Annotated in this window: 15 protein-coding genes; 8 read left to right on the top strand and 7 right to left on the bottom strand. The window is 73.1% G+C overall.

The features are described from left to right. The first annotated feature begins 23 nt into the window (after positions 1 to 23). Positions 24 to 509 carry an Lrp/AsnC family transcriptional regulator gene (locus tag ACNYS0_RS35035; protein ID WP_422479514.1) on the top strand — a complete coding sequence of 162 codons (486 nt, stop codon included), beginning with the start codon at positions 24 to 26 and terminating at the stop codon, positions 507 to 509. Positions 510 to 541: 32 nt separating this feature from the next. After that, positions 542 to 1,258: an HAD family hydrolase gene (locus ACNYS0_RS35030; RefSeq protein WP_422479512.1), complete on the top strand. Its 717-nt coding sequence runs from the start codon at positions 542 to 544 to the stop codon at positions 1,256 to 1,258. Here ACNYS0_RS35030 and ACNYS0_RS35025 read toward each other — a convergent pair. Further along, positions 1,206 to 2,870: an AMP-binding protein gene (locus ACNYS0_RS35025; protein WP_422479510.1), complete on the bottom strand. Its 1,665-nt coding sequence runs from the start codon at positions 2,868 to 2,870 to the stop codon at positions 1,206 to 1,208. The two genes, ACNYS0_RS35030 and ACNYS0_RS35025, sit on opposite strands and share 53 nt — an antisense overlap. A gap of 11 nt (positions 2,871 to 2,881) precedes the next feature. After that, positions 2,882 to 3,523 carry a TetR/AcrR family transcriptional regulator gene (locus ACNYS0_RS35020; RefSeq protein ID WP_422479508.1) on the bottom strand — a complete coding sequence of 214 codons (642 nt, stop codon included), beginning with the start codon at positions 3,521 to 3,523 and terminating at the stop codon, positions 2,882 to 2,884. A gap of 87 nt (positions 3,524 to 3,610) precedes the next feature. Between ACNYS0_RS35020 and ACNYS0_RS35015 the strand changes: the two genes are divergently transcribed. Both ACNYS0_RS35015 and ACNYS0_RS35010 read left to right on the top strand, forming a co-directional pair. Further along, positions 3,611 to 6,733: a carboxyl transferase domain-containing protein gene (locus ACNYS0_RS35015; protein ID WP_422479506.1), complete on the top strand. Its 3,123-nt coding sequence runs from the start codon at positions 3,611 to 3,613 to the stop codon at positions 6,731 to 6,733. Positions 6,734 to 6,792: 59 nt separating this feature from the next. Beyond that, on the top strand, positions 6,793 to 7,821 hold the full coding sequence (locus ACNYS0_RS35010; protein WP_422479504.1) for a Ppx/GppA family phosphatase: 1,029 nt from the start codon (positions 6,793 to 6,795) through the stop codon (positions 7,819 to 7,821). 134 nt (positions 7,822 to 7,955) lie between these two features. Here ACNYS0_RS35010 and ACNYS0_RS35005 read toward each other — a convergent pair whose 3' ends face one another. The 3 genes from ACNYS0_RS35005 to ACNYS0_RS34995 form a co-directional block, all read right to left on the bottom strand. Continuing rightward, positions 7,956 to 9,002, bottom strand: coding sequence for an LLM class flavin-dependent oxidoreductase (locus ACNYS0_RS35005; protein WP_422479502.1), 1,047 nt, complete (start codon positions 9,000 to 9,002; stop codon positions 7,956 to 7,958). Continuing rightward, positions 9,002 to 9,556, bottom strand: coding sequence for an SRPBCC family protein (locus ACNYS0_RS35000; protein ID WP_422479500.1), 555 nt, complete (start codon positions 9,554 to 9,556; stop codon positions 9,002 to 9,004). Before ACNYS0_RS35000 ends, ACNYS0_RS35005 begins: the two co-directional genes overlap by 1 nt. Positions 9,557 to 9,651: 95 nt before the next feature. Beyond that, entirely contained in the window at positions 9,652 to 10,149 is a 498-nt protein-coding gene (locus ACNYS0_RS34995) for a winged helix-turn-helix transcriptional regulator (protein WP_422479498.1), read from the bottom strand. 147 nt (positions 10,150 to 10,296) lie between these two features. Here ACNYS0_RS34995 and ACNYS0_RS34990 point away from each other — a divergent pair, with 147 nt between their 5' ends. Genes ACNYS0_RS34990 through ACNYS0_RS34980 form a run of 3 tightly spaced genes read left to right on the top strand, consistent with a single transcriptional unit; the run spans position 10,297 to position 13,660 of the window. Continuing rightward, on the top strand, positions 10,297 to 11,154 hold the full coding sequence (locus ACNYS0_RS34990; protein WP_422479496.1) for an AAA family ATPase: 858 nt from the start codon (positions 10,297 to 10,299) through the stop codon (positions 11,152 to 11,154). Further along, a complete protein-coding gene (locus ACNYS0_RS34985) occupies positions 11,151 to 12,506 on the top strand; it encodes a vWA domain-containing protein (RefSeq protein ID WP_422479494.1) in 1,356 nt (451 codons plus the stop codon). The genes ACNYS0_RS34990 and ACNYS0_RS34985 overlap by 4 nt, the downstream gene beginning before the upstream one ends. Further along, positions 12,452 to 13,660: an acyltransferase family protein gene (locus tag ACNYS0_RS34980; protein ID WP_422479492.1), complete on the top strand. Its 1,209-nt coding sequence runs from the start codon at positions 12,452 to 12,454 to the stop codon at positions 13,658 to 13,660. The genes ACNYS0_RS34985 and ACNYS0_RS34980 overlap by 55 nt, the downstream gene beginning before the upstream one ends. Here the strand turns inward: ACNYS0_RS34980 and ACNYS0_RS34975 are convergent. Further along, entirely contained in the window at positions 13,614 to 15,125 is a 1,512-nt protein-coding gene (locus ACNYS0_RS34975; RefSeq protein ID WP_422479490.1) for an aminotransferase class I/II-fold pyridoxal phosphate-dependent enzyme, read from the bottom strand. The genes ACNYS0_RS34980 and ACNYS0_RS34975 overlap by 47 nt on opposite strands. 209 nt (positions 15,126 to 15,334) lie before the next feature. Here ACNYS0_RS34975 and ACNYS0_RS34970 point away from each other — a divergent pair, with 209 nt between their 5' ends. Next, complete coding sequence (locus ACNYS0_RS34970) at positions 15,335 to 16,528, top strand: FUSC family protein (protein WP_422479488.1); 1,194 nt, start codon at positions 15,335 to 15,337, stop codon at positions 16,526 to 16,528. On the opposite strand, the gene ACNYS0_RS34965 is transcribed toward ACNYS0_RS34970, so the two are convergent. Next, the gene (locus tag ACNYS0_RS34965) at positions 16,468 to 17,313 is read right to left on the bottom strand and encodes an endonuclease/exonuclease/phosphatase family protein (protein ID WP_422479486.1); all 846 of its coding nucleotides are present in this window, start codon (positions 17,311 to 17,313) and stop codon (positions 16,468 to 16,470) included. The genes ACNYS0_RS34970 and ACNYS0_RS34965 overlap by 61 nt on opposite strands. Positions 17,314 to 17,380 lie beyond the last annotated feature (67 nt).

The following is a 17,380-nucleotide window of genomic DNA, read 5'->3' as shown; positions in this document are numbered from 1 at the left end:
CGCCACCGAAGGAGTCCGACGCCATGGCCGTGGACCAGCTCGACACCCGCATCCTGCGGCTCCTCCTGGAACAGCCCCGCACCAGCATGCGCGAGTACGCCCGGATCCTCGGGGTCGCCCGCGGCACGCTCCAGGCCCGGGTCGACCGGATGGAGCGGGACGGTGTGATCACGGGCGTGCAGCCGTCCCTCTCCCCCGCCGCCCTCGGCCACCCGGTGCTCGCCTTCGTGCACATCGAGACGACGCAGGGCCACCTGGGGGACGTCGGGGACGAGCTGGCCGGGGTCCCGGAGATCATCGAGGCGTACTCCACGACGGGCGGCGGCGATCTCCTCGCCCGCGTGGCGGCGCGCGACGCCGAGCACCTGGAGGATGTGATCCAGCAGCTCAACCGGCTGCCGGGGGTGGTGCGCACCCGCACCGAGGTGGCGCTGCGCGAGCGCGTCCCGCACCGGCTACTCCCGCTGGTCGAGGCGATCGGGAAGGCGGCGGGACCGCCGCGCGGATGATCGGGGGACCCCGGTCCTGCATCCTGGGTCACATGAGCGACGCGAACCACCCCTCGTACCACTTCGGCGACACCGCGGTCGTCTTCGATCTCGACGGCACCCTCGTCGACAGCGAGCCCAACTACTTCAAGGCCTCGCTTGCCACCCTGGCCCGCCAGGGCGTCACGGACTTCACATGGGCCGACCACGAGACGTACGTCGGGATCTCGACGCTGGAGACCATCGGCATCTGGAAGCGGCGGTACGGCATCGACGTGCCGGACGGCGAACTCCTTGAGGAGATGAACGCCCGCTATCTGGAGCTCGCGCGCGCCGAGACCCATGTCTTCCCGCAGATGCGCCTGTTCGTCGAGCGTCTCGGCGCGGCGGGCGTGCCGATGATCGTCGCGTCGGGTTCCTCGCCGGAGGCCATCGACGCGATCCTCACCGGCACGGGGCTCGCGGCGCGGCTGCCGCTGTACGTGTCGGCGGACGAGGTGGAGCACGGCAAACCGGCCCCCGACGTGTTCCTGGAGGCCGCGCACCGGCTCGGCGCGCGGGCCACGCACTGCGTGGTCCTGGAGGACGCGGCGCCGGGGGCCGCCGCCGCGCACGCGGCCGGCATGCGCTGCATCGCGCTGCCGTATGTCGCGGCGCAGGCGGAGGACCCGGCGTTCACCACGGCCGACCTGCTGTTCAAGGGCGGTCAGGAGGAGTTCACCGCGCGGGCCGCGTGCGAGTGGCTCGAGCGCTCAGCTCCGTCTTCCTGATCTTCCCGGTGGGGGTGAGCGGCAGCTCGTCGAGTATCTCGACGATGTGCGGGACCTTGTACGTCGCCATGTTCCCGGCCGCCCACTCCACCAGCTCGTCCCCGGTCAGCGCGGACCCGGGGACGGTGCGGGCGAACGCGTACGGGCGCTGACCGCTCTCCGGGTCCTCGACGGCGACGACGGCGGCGGCGAGCACGTCGGGGTGCTGGGCGAGCAGTGTCTCCACTTCCGTGGGGAAGACACTCATGCCCTTCACCTTGATCATGTCCTTGTCGCGGCCCAGGTAGTGCAGACACCCCTCCTCGTCGAGGGCGCCGATGTCACCGGTGTGCAGCCAGCCGTCCCGCAGCGCGCTGGCCGTCGCCTCGGGAGCACGCCAGTACCGGGTGAGCACGGAAGGGCCGCGCACCACGATCTCGCCCCGCTCCCCCAGCGGCAGCGGCTCCCCGGTCGTGAAGTCGACGACCATGAAGTCGGTGCCGGGGACCGGCAGTCCGCAGAACACCGGGTCGCTCAGCAGGTCGCGGTCGCCGTCCTGGAAACCGAGTGTGTTGGTGTCACTGGTGTGTGTCTCGGTCATCCCGTACGAGGCCTCGCGCAGCACACTGTGCTCGCCGACCGCCGCCTTCCACCGGGCGCGCAGGGCCGGGGTGAGCTTGCGGATGAAGGAGACCGTGAGCGGGGTCGACAGGCTCGTCAGGTCGCGCCGCGCGAAGTCGGGGTGGTCGAGGAGTTCGAGGTAGTTCTCGACGGTGCCGGCCATGGTGGTCACGCCGTGGGCCTCGATGGCGTCGAGGACCTCGGCCGCGTTCCAGCGGGTGAGCAGGATGCTGGTGCCGCCGGAGACCAGCGGGGCGAGGATGCCGAGATTCTCGCCCGCGATCCAGAAGATGGGCAGGTAGCAGACCGAGACGATGCCGCGGGCCTTCGCCTCGTCCGTGGTCACCCGGCCGTTGTCGATGGCGGTGGCCGTGTAGACCATGTGCCGCTGGGTGTGCTCGCAGCCCTTGGGCAGTCCGGTGGTGCCGCCGGTGTAGTTGAGGGCGGCGAGCGCGTCGAGGTCGTCGGCGATGCGCTCGTGGCGCTCGTGGGCGACGGCCTGCGGCCAGTCGGCGTCCGCGAGCACGGTCCGTACGGGGGTGTCCTCCCGCACCTCGTCGATCGCGGGCAGCAGCGCGTCCCGCGTGACGATCAACTCCGGCCCGGCGTCGTTCAGTTCGTGTCGCAGCTCGGCCGCCCGGAACATCGGGTTCACCGGCACGTGCACCGCCCCGATGCGCAGCACGGCGAGCAGGGCGACGACGAAGCGGGCCCCGTTCGGCAGGAAGACGCCGACGCGGTCACCGGGTCGCACGCCGTGTGCCGCCATCCAGCCCGCCAACCGGGCGCTCCGGTCGTCGAGTTGCCGATAGCTGAGGGTCTCGTCCGCCGTGACGATCGCAGGCCGGTCCGGATTCCGGGCCGCCCAGCGGGCCACATGCCCGGGGAGCGTCAGCTCCCCGGCCTCATGGCGGGTCTCCGAGGGTTGACGGCCCGCCCGGGACCTGGCCTGGCGGGCGCGCAGGTCGTGCAGATACGCATCTGTGTCGATGGGTGACGTGCCAGTGGACAACGTGCGGCTCCCTACTGCTGCGGTGCTGCTCCGATACCGAGGAGGTGCAGATACATGACGGTCGCGTCGGCGACCGCCTGGTCGTACGCGGCCGGGCGCTCGGCGACGAGCCGCGCGAACTCGATGCTCATGCCGCCCACGGCACGCGACAGGGTGAGCGGGTCGACGACCGGGTGCGCCCGGCCCTCCGCCGCGACCCGGCGTACGTAGCGGGCGGCGCGGCGAACGGGGCGCTCGCGGATCTCCTCCCACAGGGCGCGCACCTCGGCGTCGCCCCGGGCCTGCTGTTCGAGCAGGACGAGCAGCGGCAGGTGCCGCGCGTAGGCGGCGATGAACGCGGCCGTCGAGGCCCGGGCCACCGCCGCCACGTCGTCGGTGTCCACCCCGGGCACGTCCTGCGCGCTGAGGAACGCGTCCCGTACGCGCCCCGCGAGCACCCGGAAGACCTCTTCCTTGGACGCGAAGTAGACGTAGAACCCGGCTCGCGACACCTCGGCCTGTGCGGTGATGTCGGCGATGGTCGCCGGGCCGTAGCCGAGCCGCGCGAAGACCTGCTCGGCCGCGTCGAGCAGCCGTCCGCGCGCCGGAGCGTCGGTCCGGTCCCGGGCGGTGCGGACGGACCATTCCTGCTGCGCCTGCTGATTGCGTGCCACAGCGCCAGAGTATTGACGTTGACGTCAGTGTCAATGAGCATGACGGAATCCGGTTCTGAATCCGAATTCGACTTCCCGGAGGGGCTCATGGGGTCTGCCGCCGTACTCGTCGCCAATCGTGGAGAGATCGCCGTACGGGTGCTGCGCGCCGCCGCGGAGCTCGGGCTGCGCACCGTTGCCGTGCACGAGCCGGGCGACGAGGCGCATCTGCACCTGGCGGACGAGGCCGTGCCGCTCGCGGCGGGCGGCTATCTGGACGCCGAGGCGCTGGTCGCGGCGGCACGCCGGAGCGGCTGCACATACCTCCACCCTGGTTACGGCTTCCTGAGCGAGTCCGCGGCGCTCGCGCGGCGCTGCGCGGACGCCGGCCTCGCCTTCGTGGGCCCGTCCCCGGAGGTGCTCGACCTGTTCGGCGACAAGGCCCGCGCCCGCGCTCTCGCCGTCGACACCGGGGTGCCGGTCCTGCCCGGCACTCAGGGTGACACCACACGGGAGGAGGCACGGGCGTTCCTCGCCGAGGGGCCGGTGATGGTCAAGGCCGTGGGCGGGGGCGGCGGACGCGGGATGCGGATCGTCCGGGAGGCGGCCGAGCTCGACGAAGCGTGGGAGCGCTGCACGTCCGAGGCCCAACAGGCTTTCGGGCGCGGCGAGTTGTACGTGGAGCGCCTGTGGGAGGGCGCCCGGCACATCGAGGTGCAGGTCGTCGGCGACGGCGACACCGCGAGTCATCTGTGGGAGCGGGATTGCAGCGCGCAGCGCCGCCACCAGAAGCTCGTCGAGATCGCCCCGGCGCCGACCCTCGACGCGGGTGTGCGCGGCCGGCTCGTGGACGCCGCTCTGCGCCTGGCCCGCGCCGCCCGCTACGCGGGCGTCGGCACGGTCGAATTCCTGCTCAAGGGCGAGGAGTTCGTGTTCATGGAGGCCAATCCACGCCTCCAGGTGGAGCACACGGTGACCGAGGAGGTGACGGGTGTCGACCTGGTCGCGACGCAGTTGCGGATCGCGGCGGGCGAGAGCCTGGCCGACCTCGGTCTCGCCGGGGAGCCGCCCGCCCCGCGCGGCTTCGCCGTGCAGGTGCGGGTCAACGCGGAGGTCACGGGTCCCGACGGTGCGGTGCGACCGTCGGCGGGTCGGCTCGCGCGCCTCGACGTGCCGACGGGCCCCGGCGTCCGCGTCGACACCGCCGCCCGCACCGGCACGGAGATCGGCACGCGCTACGACTCCCTCCTCGCCAAGGTCGTCGCGCACGCCCCGGCCGGTGACTTCACGGCGGCGTGCGCGCGGGCGCGGCGGGCCCTCGACGAATTCACGGTCGAAGGCGTGCGGACCGGCATCCCCTTCCTGGCCCGACTGCTCGACCATCCCGGGTTCACGGCGGGCGGCTTCGACACCGGGTTCGTACAGCGCCACCTCGCGGAGCTGGCACCACCGGCCACCGTCGCACCGGAAGGCGACTCGGAACCGGGCACGGTGACCGCGCCCATGGCGGGCACGGTCGTCGCCGTCGAGGCCGAGCCCGGCCAACCCGTCACGGCGGGCGCCACCCTGCTCGTCCTGGAAGCCATGAAGATGGAGCACGTGGTCCGCGCCGAGCACGCGGGCGTCGTCCGCGCGGTGCGCGCGGGCCTCGGCGAAACGGTCGCCGAGGGCGCCGAGTTGGTGCTCCTCGACGTCACGGAGGGTGGCGACGCCCAGGAGGAGGCGGCCGAGGAACTCGACCTCGACGCGGTGCGCCCCGACCTCGCGCAGGTCGTCGCACGGCACTCCTTCGGCCTCGACGAGAACCGCCCCGAAGCCGTCGCCAAGCGGCACGCGACCGGGCTGCGCACGGCCCGCGAGAACATCGACGACCTGTGCGACCCGGGGACGTTCACCGAGTACGGAGCGCTCGCGGTGGCCGCGCAGCGGCGGCGCCGCCCGCTGGACGACCTGATCCGCTCGACACCCGCCGACGGCATGGTCACCGGCACCGGCCGGGTCGGCGGCGCACCCGTGGTCGCGATGTCGTACGACTACACGGTGCTCGCCGGAACGCAGGGCCACAACAACCACCGCAAGACCGACCGGATGCTGCACCTGGCCGAGGAACGCGGCCTGCCCGTCGTGCTGTTCGCGGAGGGCGGCGGGGGCCGCCCCGGCGACACCGACACCGCGACGATCGCCGGCCTGAACGTCATGACGTTCCATCAAATGGCGCGGCTCAACGGCAAGGTGCCGCTCGTCGGCATCGCGTCGGGCCGCTGCTTCGCGGGGAACGCGGCGCTGCTCGGCAGCTGCGACGTCATCATCGCGACGCCCGAGGCCAACATCGGCATGGGCGGCCCCGCGATGATCGAGGGCGGCGGCCTCGGCGTGCACCGCCCCGAGGACATCGGCCCGCTGTCGGTGCAGGTGCCGAACGGGGTGGTGGACCTGCCGGTCGCCGACGAGGCGGAGGCGGTGCGCGCGGCGCGCGCCTACCTGTCGTACTTCCAGGGTCCACAGGCCGGTTGGGAGGCGCCGGACCAGCGCCGCCTGCGCCACGCGATCCCCGAGAACCGGCGCCGCGCCTACGACATCCGCGCCGCGATCGAGGGGCTCGCCGACACGGACTCGGTGCTCGAACTGCGCCGCGGCTTCGGGGTGGGGGTCATCACGGCGCTCGTGCGGATCGAGGGCCGTCCGATGGGCCTGGTCGCCAACAATCCGGCGCACCTCGGCGGCGCCGTCGACCGGGACGCGGCGGACAAGGCGGCGCGCTTCCTGCGGCTGTGCGAGTCCTTCGGCCTCCCGGTCCTCTCGCTGTGCGACACACCGGGCTTCATGGTGGGCCCGGAGTCCGAACGCACCGCCACCGTGCGGCAGTTCGCGGACCTGTTCGTCGCGGGCGCCCGGCTCACCGTGCCGCTGGTCTGCCTCGTGCTGCGCAAGGCGTACGGGCTCGGGGCGATGGCCATGATGGGCGGTTCGACGCAGGCGCCGCTCGGCACGGCGGCCTGGCCGAGCGGCGAGTTCGGCGGGATGGGCCTGGAGGGCGCGGTGCGGCTCGGCTACCGCCGCGAGCTGGAGGCCATCGCCGATCCCGCCGAGCGGGAGCGGGCCTTCGAGGCCCGGGTCGCGGAGCTGTACGAGCACGGGAAGGCGGTCAATGCGGCGGCGGCCCTGGAGATCGACGCGGTCATCGACCCGGCGGAATCCCGGAGTTGGATCATGTCCGCGCTCGACGCGTAGGCGTCCGCCGCGAAAATGTCCGCGCATTGATGCACACCAAGAGGGGTACTCGGACGATCATGCGTATCAGTGTGGTGGATGTCGGTTCGAACACCGTGCGCCTCGCGATCGCGGACGCGCGCGACGGAGCGCCGCTGCCGGTGCACACGGCCAAGCGGCGACTGCGGCTCTCGGAGCTGGTCGACCGCGACCGCAGACTGGGACCCGCGGCCGTGGAGCGCCTGGTCGGCGCGGTGCGGGCGGCGGTCACGGAGGCCGAACGCTGGGGCAGCGACGAACCGTTCGTGTTCGCCACGGCCATCATCCGTGACGCGCCGAACCGGGACGAGGTGCTCGACGCCGTCGAGGCGGGCGCCGGGGTGCGGCCCCGGGTGCTGCCCGGCGAGGTGGAGGCCGAGCTGACGTTCCTGGCGGCGCGGCGCTGGATGGGCTGGCGGGCCGGACCGCTCGGCGTCCTCGACATCGGCGGCGGCTCCCTGGAGGTCGCCTTCGGGCGCGGGCGGCTGCCCGAGTTCGCGATCTCGCTGCCGCTCGGGGCGGGGCGGCTCACGCGCGAGCATCTGCCCGGGGACGGGATACCGCCGACGGAGAAGGAGCTGAAGGCGCTGCGGCGCCATGTGCGGCACCAGCTCAGGGACGTCGCGGCGCGGATCCGCTGGGAGGGGCCGCTCACGGCGGCGGCCACGTCCCGTACGTTCACGCAGCTGGCGCGCCTGTGCGGGGCCCCTCCGGGGCGGCACGGGCCGTTCGTGCCGCGGCGGTTGAACCGTAGGGCGCTGGGTGCCGCGGTGGACGAGCTGGCGGCGCTGCCCGCCGAGCGGCGGGCGGAGTTGCCGGGCATTTCCGCGCCCCGTGCGTCGCAGTCCCTGGCGGGGGCGCTGGTCGGGCACACCGCGATGAAGCTCATGGGCATCCGCGAGCTCACGGTGTGCCCGTGGGCGATCCGTGAGGGGATTCTGCTGCGTCGGATCGAGGGGGATCCGGGGTGGTCGGCGACGGGGCAGCCGTCGCTGCATCTGGCGGCCGACCGCGCCCACGCCTCGGGGCTCCGCCCCGGCCCCCGCTCCTCAATCGCCGGAGGGGCTTGAAAGATCGGGGCTTGAAAGATCGGGGCTTGATGTGCCGGCGCCGCCCGACGCCGTCTCGCCTTGGGCAATCTGCCGCCTTGGGCGGCAGGGTGGGCAAGGCGGCGCCCGGTGCCGCGCAACCGTCGCGAGGGGCCTCACCCCGCCCCGCGGACCAGCTCGATGGCTCGGCCCAGGGTCGCGAGGCGGGCGGGCACCGTGTCCCCGGACGGGTACAACCGGACCGTGTCCACCCCCGCCTGCCGCCATACGGCCAACCGGTCCCGGACCATCGCCTCCGTGCCGATGAGCGTCGTCGCGAGGACCATGTCGTCGGTGACCAGACCGGCCGCCCCCTCGCGGTCGCCCGCCTGCCAGCGCTCGCGGACCGCCGCGGCGACATCGGCCCAGCCCTGCCTGCTGTAGGCCTGGTTGTAGAAATTGGTCGAGGCGGAGCCCATCCCGCCGAGGCTGAAGGCCAGTTCCTTCTTCCGGCCGCCCACCACGGCCGCCAGCTCCTCCTCGTCCTCGACGAAGTTCACCTCTGCCCCCTGACAGATGTCGAGGTCGGCCCTGGTCCTGCCGGACGCCGCGAGCCCCGCGTCCAGGTGGTCGAAGTACGCCTCCTTCGCCCCCTCGGGCACGAAGCTCGTCCCGAGCCAGCCGTCGGCGATCTCCCCGGTCAGCCGCAGCATCTTCGGCGACAACGTCGCCAGGTAGATGGGCAGTTCGTGTTCCGCCCGCATCGACAACCGCATCGGCTTCGCGTCGCCCCCGGGCAGCGGCAGCGTGAACTCCCGCCCCTCGTAGGCGAGTTTCTCGCCGGTCGCCGCCATCCGCACGATCTCGACCGTTTCCCGCATCCGGGCCAGCGGGCGCGCGAACGGCACCCCGTGCAGCCCCTCGATCACCTGCGGCCCGGAAGGACCGAGCCCCAGCAGGAAGCGGCCGTCGGAGATGTTCGAGAGCGTGATCGCGGCGCGCGCGATGGCTGCCGGGGTCCGGGTGGCGAGCTGGATGATGCCCGAGCCGAGCAGCATCCGCTCCGTGCGCGCCGCCAAGTACCCCAGGGGGGACGGCGCTTCGGAGCCCCAGGCCTCGGCGACCCAGCAGATGTCCAGGCCCAGCTTCTCGGCCTCGGTGACGAAGTCGACGGTCTCCCGCCAGTTCCCGCCGGACGCCTCGATGGTGGTCGACGTACGCATCAGGCCCCCGCCCCTTCCGCACCCTCGCCCGAGCCCGAGCCCGAGCCCGCGCCCGCTTCCGCCAGGGCCTTCAGCCCGTCCAGCGTCGCGTTCATGCCCCGCTCCCACTCCCGCAGCCGCCCGTAGACGATCTTCTGCTCCTTCTCCGGCATCCGGTCGATGGCGTACGAGAGGCCGGAGCGCCCCGGTCCCATCCGCGCCCACTGAGTAAGCTCCGTGCCGCCGTCCTCCGTCGCCGTCAGGCTGAACCGCCATACGGCGCTGGGCCGTTCGGGATCGCCCACGGCCCACGCGAAGACGCGGCCCGGCTCGCATTCGACGACGTACGAGGTGGTCTCCCACGCCCCGAACGCCTCGTGCCGACTGCGCCCCAGGAAGCAGGCGCCGACGCCGCGCTCCTCCCCCAGCCACTCGGCCGACTGGAGTTCGGCGCTGAACCGGGGCATCAGGCCGACATCGCCGACCAGCTCCCACACCCGGTCCGGTGGCGCCGCGATCCTGCGCCGCGCCTCGACGGTCGGCGTGTCCGCGTAGCGTGCGCCGGTCCATTCCATCGTGCTCCACCTCTCCGTAGAACAGCCTGTGACCACGAGAGTTTCGTAGATGGACTCACTACGTCAAGAGCAACCGGGCCATCGAGGGGATTGGTTCAGCGGGTGAAGCGCGCCGCGATGTCCGGGCGCCGCGCGAGCTTCTCCGGGTAGCCGGGGCCGATGCGCGCGTGGGTGTCGTCGGCGGTCATCGGCTCGCCGCAGTGCGCGCAGACGACCGCGGCCTCGCTCTCGTGGCCGCACCGGTCGTGCTCGAAGACGACGGGCGCGCCCTCCTCGCCGGACAGCCAGCGGTTGCCCCAGGCGTTCATGGCGGCGAGGACGCCGAAGAAGTCGCGGCCCTTCTCCGTGAGGACGTAGTCGTGGCGCACGGGCGCGGTGTCGTAGGCGCGCTTCTCCATCAGGCCGGCCTCGACGAGCCGTCGCAGCCGTTCGGCGAGGGTGGTCCGGGCGATGCCGAGTTCCTGCTGGAACACGTCGAAGCGGGTGATGCCGTAGAACGCCTCGCGCAGCACGAGCGGCGTCCACCAGTCCCCCAGGAGGTCCATGGTGCGGGCGATGGAGCAGGGCCAGTCGGCAAAGGAAGTGCGCCTCATGACCGCCAGGATACGGACGGGCCCCGGAGAAGGTCTCGCTACAGGACTCAGGACGTGACGTTCACCATGAACGGCGCGCACCCATTGTGGTGGGCCTCCACACCTGATCACCTGAGGGTTCGACAACGCACCGAGCAGGAGGCCCCGTTGTTCGCTTCCGTGGACGAAGTCACCACGCGCCTGGCCGAGACCGGCTATCTGGCCTCGCCCGCCGTGGCGACCACCGTCTTCCTGGCCGCCAAGCTCGGCAAGCCGCTGCTCGTCGAGGGCCCGGCGGGCGTCGGCAAGACGGAACTGGCGAAGGCGGTCGCGGCGATCAGCGACGCCCGCCTGATCCGCCTCCAGTGCTACGAGGGCGTCGACGAGAGCCGCGCCCTGTACGAGTGGAACCACGCCAAGCAGCTGCTGCGCATCACGGCGGGCCGCGACGAGACGTGGGACCAGACCCGCACGGACATCTTCAGCGAGGAGTTCCTCCTCTCGCGCCCGCTGCTGTCCGCGATCCGCGGCGACGACGCGAAGGTCCTGCTCATCGACGAGATGGACAAGGCGGACGTCGAGGTGGAGGGGCTGCTCCTCGAAGTCCTCTCCGACTTCCAGGTCACCGTCCCGGAACTGGGCACCATCGCCGCCACCACCCGTCCCTTCGTGGTCCTCACCTCGAACGCGAGCCGTGAACTGTCGGAGGCGCTGCGCCGCCGCTGCCTCTTCCTCCACATCGGCTTCCCCGAGGAGGAGTTGGAGCGCCGCATCGTCGCCCTGAAGGTGCCCGAGCTCGACGCGGTGCTCGCCGAGTCCCTCGTCCGGGTCGTGGGCGCGCTGCGCGCGATGGACCTGCGCAAGGTGCCCTCGGTCGCGGAGACGGTGGACTGGGCACGCACCCTGCTGGCGCTCGGCGCGGACCGCCTGGACGAGGAGGTCGTACGGGCGTCCCTCGGCGTCGTCCTCAAGCACCAGGAGGACGTGAACACGGCGGCCGCCAAGCTCGACCTGGACGCGGTGTGAGCTCGGCCCCGTCGGTCGCCGACCGGGTCACCTCGCTCGTGCGGGCGCTGCGCGCGCACGGCATCCGGATCGGCACGGGCGAGAGCGTGGACGCCGCGCGGGCGGTGGCGGCGCTCGGCATGGACAGCCGGGAGCACCTGCGCGAGGGGCTTGCCTCCGCGCTCCTGCACGACCAGGGCCAGCGCGCGGTCTTCGACCCGGTCTTCGACGTGTACTTCCCGCACGCGGTGGGCGCGCCCGGCCAGGGCGGCGCCACCGACCGGGACGGCCTGCGCGAACGCCTCACCGAGGCCCTGGCGGCGAACGACCGGGCCGCGCTGGCCCGCCTCGCGGCCGAGGCGGTGGACTCGCTCGGCGGCTACGACGCGAACGGCTGGTCGTCCCAGCAGACCCTGGACCGGCTGCGCCCGCAGACCCTCCTCGCCCCCGTCATGTCGGCGATCCGCGCGGGCGGCAGCGGTCGGTCCGGGGCCTTCACCGACCGCATCGAGGCGGACGAGATCCGCCGCCGCATCGAGGAGTTCCGCGAAGGGGTGCGCGGCGAGGCGCGGCGCAGGGTCGCGGAGGCCCGCAACCGCGACGAAATGGCCCGCCGGATGCCGGTCCAGACACCCGACCGCACCGTGTTCCTCTACGCGGACAAGGCCCAGCTCGCCGAGTTGCGCCGCACGGTCCACCCCTTGGCCCGCAAGCTGGCCACGCGCCTCGCGGCCCGCAGGCGCCGCGCGGCCCGCGGCCACATCGACCTGCGCCGGACCCTGCGCGGCTCGCTCTCGACGGGCGGCGTCCCCATGCGGCCCGTCCTGCGCAAGCGCCGCCCGACCCGTCCGGAACTGGTGCTGCTCTGCGATGTGTCGGGCTCGGTGGCCGGCTTCGCGAATTTCACGATGCTGCTGGTCCAGGCCCTGCACGACCAGTTCAGCAAGATCCGGGTCTTCGCCTTCGTCAACCGGACCGACGAGGTCACCGGCCTCATCGCGCACGGCGCGGCGGACGCGGAGGGGCTCGGCGCCCGCATCGCGGCCGAGGCCACGCTGACCGGCTGGCACGGCAGCAGCGACTACGGCACGGCGCTCGGCGAGTTCGTGGAGCGCTACGAGTCCGCGGTGGGCCCCCGCACGACGGTCCTCGTCCTCGGCGACGCCCGGAACAACCAGCAGAACCCCAACCTCCCGGCGCTGCGCCGCATCACCCGCGCCTCCCGCCGCACGTACTGGCTCAATCCGGAGCCCCGCTCCCAGTGGGACACGGGCGACTCGGCGGCCTCCACGTACGCGGAGGTGGTGGCCATGCACGAATGCCGCAACGCGCGCCAGCTGAGCGAGCTGGTGGGCCGCCTGCTCCCCGTCTAGCGGCAACGGTCCGCAGGCACGCTCCGTGGCTCTCTCACTTGCGCGATCGCGCGGGTCCGGGAAGCGTGACCGGGAGGCCCACCGACCGGGACGGAGGCCGCATGAAGGCGGACGGCCGTGACGCGTACTTCGACAACGCCAAGTACCTGGCCATCGTCCTCGTCGCGCTCGGGCACGCCTGGGAACCGCTGCGCGGGGACAGCCGCGCCGCCTCCGCGCTGTACTTCACCGTCTACACGTTCCACATGCCGGCCTTCATCGTGATCTCGGGCTACTTCTCGCGGTCCTTCGACGCGAGCCCCAGACGGATGAAGCGCCTGGTCACGGGCGTACTGGTGCCGTACGTGATCTTCGAGGTCGCGTACACGTTCTTCAAGCGCACGGTGGGCGACGACCCGGACTACCCGATCACGCTGCTCGACCCCTGGTATCTGACCTGGTTCCTGATCGCGCTCTTCATCTGGCGGATCACCACCCCGCTGTGGAAGGTCGTGCGCGCACCGCTGCCGCTGGCCCTCGCGGTCGCCGTGCTCGCCGCCGTCTCCCCCGACATCGGCGACGACCTGGACCTCCAGCGGGTGCTGCAATTCCTGCCGTTCTTCGTGCTCGGCCTGGTCCTGAAGCCGGAACACTTCCAGCTGGTGCGGCGCAGGCAGGCCCGCATCCTGGCCGCGCCGGTGTTCGTGGGCGCGCTGCTCGTCGCGTACTGGGCCTCGCCGCGGATGACCGCCGCGTGGTTCTACCGCCGGGACAGCGCGCAGGAGCTGGGCGCACCCGGCTGGACGGGCGTGGTGATGACGCTCGCCCTGTTCGGCTGCTCGGTGATCCTGATGGCCTGCTTCTTCGCGTGGGTGCCCGGCCGCAGGCTGTGGTGCACCGCCCTCGGCGCGGGCACCCTGTACGGCTATCTGCTGCACGGCTTCCTGGCGAAGGGCTCCCGCTTCTGGGGCTGGTACGACCACGACTGGGTGCACACGCCGCTCGGCGAGATCACCGTCACCGTGATCGCGGCGGCGGTCATCACCGCGCTGTGCACGCGGCCCGTGCGGTGGCTGTTCCACTGGGCCATGGAGCCCGAGATGGCGTGGGCCTTCAAGCGGGACCCCGTCAAGCAGGACGCCGCGCGTCCCGTGCCACCACCCGGATCGTCCTGAGCGAGGGGTCCGCCGGGTCCGGCACGTTCATGCCCGCATCGATACCGGTGCGCAGATAGGTGAGCACCGGTTCGGTGAGCCGCTCCCCCGGCAGCGCCGTCGGGATGCCCGGCGGGTACGGGGTGGTCATCTCGGCGGCCACGCGTCCCGCGGCGCGCTCCAGCGCGACGTCCTCGACCGGCCCGAAGTACGCGTCACGCGGCAACATGGCCTGTTCCAAGCGGAGTTCGGAGGGCTTCGGCACCGCGACGGCCGGTGCGCCGCGCAGTTCGTCGCGGTGCTCCGCGACGTCCCGAAGGCCGTCGAGGAGCGCCGCGACGGTCGCCGGGGAGTCGGCGAACGTGAGCTGGGCGCCGATCCTGCGGTGGTCGGCGATGTGCACGTCGAGGGCGCGGTGGGAGCGCAGCCAGTCGGCGACCCGGTAGCCGCTCGTGTCGAGCTCCGCCACGTCGACGAGGACGGGCAGCGGATCGAGGTCGTGGGCGAGTCCGGGGCCCGTGAGGGCGTCGGGTCCGTACACGTGCAGGCCGTCGATCGCGTCGATGTCCTGCCGTGCCTGGGCCGCGAGGTCGAGGGCGTCGCCGAGCAGCTCACGGCCGTGCAGCCGCATCTGCCTGCGCCAGCCGTCCAGGCCCGCGTAGATGGGGACGGAGGGGCTGGTGGTGCCGAGGAGGTCGGCGCGTGAGGTGAGCGTGTCCGGGTCGATGAGGTCGCCGCGCAGATGGAACACCGAGCCCTGTTCGAGGCCGCTGCCCATCTTGTGGATGCTGGTGACACACACGTCGGCGCCCGCGTCCATGGCCCACTTGGGCAGGTCGGGGTGGAACGGCAGGTGCGCGCCCCACGCCTCGTCGACGATCAGCGGCCTGCCGCGCGCGTGGCACACCTCGGCGAGCCGTACCAGGTCGGCACAGGTCCCGTACGGGGTCGGGCTGGTGATCAGCGCCCCGCGCGCGTCCGGGTGCCGCGCGAAGGCCTCCTCGTACGCCTCCGGGGACGGCGGGTGCGCGAGGCCGCGTTCGGCGTCCCACTGCGGTTCGACCCACACGGGGTCGATGCCGCACAGGATGAGCCCGCTCACCACGGACTTGTGGGCGTCACGCCCGATGAGCAGCTGCTCGTGGGGCCCTGCGACGGCCAGCATCGCGGCCTTCACCGACAGGGAGCTGCCGCACGTGGTGAAGAAGGTGTGGTCGGCGTGGACCGCGTCGGCCATCAGCTCCTCGGCGCGCCGCAGGACACGACCGCGCATCCGGCGGTCGTCGAGGCCGCCGCTCGCGAGGACGTCCGAGTGGAAGGCGTCGCCGAGCACTCTTCTGGCCTGCTCGTCGGCGCCGCGCGCCTGTTTGTGACCGGGCGGGGTGAAGGCGAGCCTGCCGTGCGCGTGGTAGGAGTCCAGGGCTTCGAGAAACGGGGCGGAGGTGTGGTCCATGGGGGCCGGGTACCGGCCGTCGGTCCTGTTCATGCCGCCTGCTCCTGCCGTGTCATCCGGCGGCGAAAGGATTCAGCCGCGCGGTCCGTCCGCAGGGGCACGGGTCACCCGATTTCATCCACATATGCCTCCTTGAACTGCGCGAACAGGATGCGGGAGCACGGCTCGGGAACGCGTCGGGAACGCGTCGGGAACGCGGCCCCGGCGGCATGGACGGCTGCCGCGCGGGTACTCCGCGCCGGGTGACCGATCCACGTCCACACCGGGTTCGGCGGGCGGGGCGCACGCTCGTCGGCGAAGTCCGGGCCATCGGCCGTTCCGCGCGCCGCGCCGTGTCGTTCCCGGGGCCCGAGCGGGCCACCGCCGTGCAGGCGCTGAAGGCCGCCGCCGCGGCGATCGCGGCGTGGGCCCTCGCGGGCTGGTGGTGGAACGCACCGATGGCGCTGCTCGCGCCGTGGACCGCGGTGGTCCTGGTGCACAGCACCGTGTATCGCTCGGTGCGCTCGGCGGTGCAGCAGTTCCTGGTGGTCGCGGCGGGCACGCTCATCGCCTCCGGGGCGATGGCGCTCACCCAGAACGTGATGATCGGGATGGCCATCGCGCTGCCGATCACCGTGCTCATCGGCTCGTACGGGCGCTTCGGCGACCAGGGGTGGTACGCGCCGAGCGCCGCGCTCTTCGTCCTGACGTACGGCTCGTACGCGCCCGTGGAGATCGGGCACCGGCTCATGGAGACCGTCCTTGGCGCGGTCGTCGGCGTCCTGGTCAACGCGTTCGTGCTGCCGCCCGTGCACACCACCGACGTGCGGCGGCTGCGGGCGCAGGTGCCGGCGGACTGCGCCCGGCTGTTGCGGGAGATCGCGGACGGCATCGAGGACGGCTACGGCGCGGCTGACGCGGAGGAGTGGCACGGGCGGGCGCTGCGGCTGCGCGCCACCGTCGCCGAGCTGCGCACCGCACGGCACCAGGCGGACGAGAGCCGCAGGCTCAACCCCGGCCGCCGGCTGCGCCGCGTGCGGCCCGCCCCGCCCTCCCGCGACGTCCGCTGGGAGCGGGTCGCGGACCACCTCGCGGAGGCGCTGCGCTCGCTGACGGAGGCCGCGCACGACACACCGCCGTTCGAGACACCGCCTCCGGGGGCGCTGCGCGAGCTGGCCACGCTGCTGCGCGCGGCGGGCGACGCGTGTGCCACCGACGCCGACCGGATCGGCCGCGCGGACGGGGAGCAGGCCGGGGAATCGATCGCCGCGGCGCGGGCGGCGTGCGACCGCATCGCCTCGCACCTGGCCGACCCGGCGGGCCGCGGCTTCGCGTCGCTCGGCGAGCTGACCACGGCGACGACGCGGCTGCTCGACGACCTGGCGGCGGCGACGGATCACTCCTCCCAGGCCCCGGGCTCCCGCTCCGGCACGGCGAAGTCGGCCCACACTCCGTAGTGGTCGCTGACCTGGACGCCGTCGACCGGTTCGACGAGGAACCGCTCGCACGCCTCGACCCGCAGGGTCGGCCCGTGCCGCCCGCAGCGCGCCAGCACATGGTCGATGCGGCGCCCCGCCTCCAGCGGCATGTCCCCCGCGCGCACCAGCGGATTGCGCGGGCTGAAGGTGTGTCCCGGCGCGGCGCCGTGCACGGCCTCCCACGCGTCCTGGTAGCAGACGCTCGCCCCGCCCAGTGACTGCTGACCGCGCCAGAACCGCAGGCTCGCGGCCTCGGGCCCCGCGTCGAGGTCGCCGAGGACGACGACGTGCCGCAGCCGCCCGGCCCCCTCGGCCAGCATCCGCTCCGCGAGGAGGGCCGCGGCCCGCGCCTGCCGCTCCCGCTCCGCCTCGAAGCCGTAGGGCCAGCTCGGCTTGTGGTGGACGACGAGGACGCCGCCGAGCGGCTCCTCGTACGAGACCTCGGCCGCGGCCACCCCGCACCACGGCGTACCCGCCGTACGCTCGGTCACCTGCAAGGGATCGGTGCGCACGCGGCCGAGCGGGGCGCGCACGGCGAGCACCGCGCCGACACCGTCCGGGCCGGCGCGCGGGTGCGGGACGAGCCGCCAGCCGTCGGCCTCAAGGCGTCGCACGTCGTCCGGCACCACCTCTTGCAGGGCCAGCACGTCGGGGGCCGCGTCGGCGAGCGCGGCGGCGAGGGCACGGCGCCGCGCGGGCCCGTCCGCGTACTCGGGGGCGAGAACGTTCATGGTCAGCGCGCGCAGGCGGGATTTCGAGGTCATCCGAGCTCCTTGTACGGGACACCGGCCGGGTACCCGGATTCGATGCTTGATCAGCCCCTTCAGGGGA

Source organism: Streptomyces anthophorae (assembly GCF_049310305.1).
Lineage (GTDB): Bacteria > Actinomycetota > Actinomycetes > Streptomycetales > Streptomycetaceae > Streptomyces.
The sequence above is the reverse complement of the archived record's forward strand: the minus strand, read 5'-3'. Positions and strand labels throughout refer to the sequence as shown.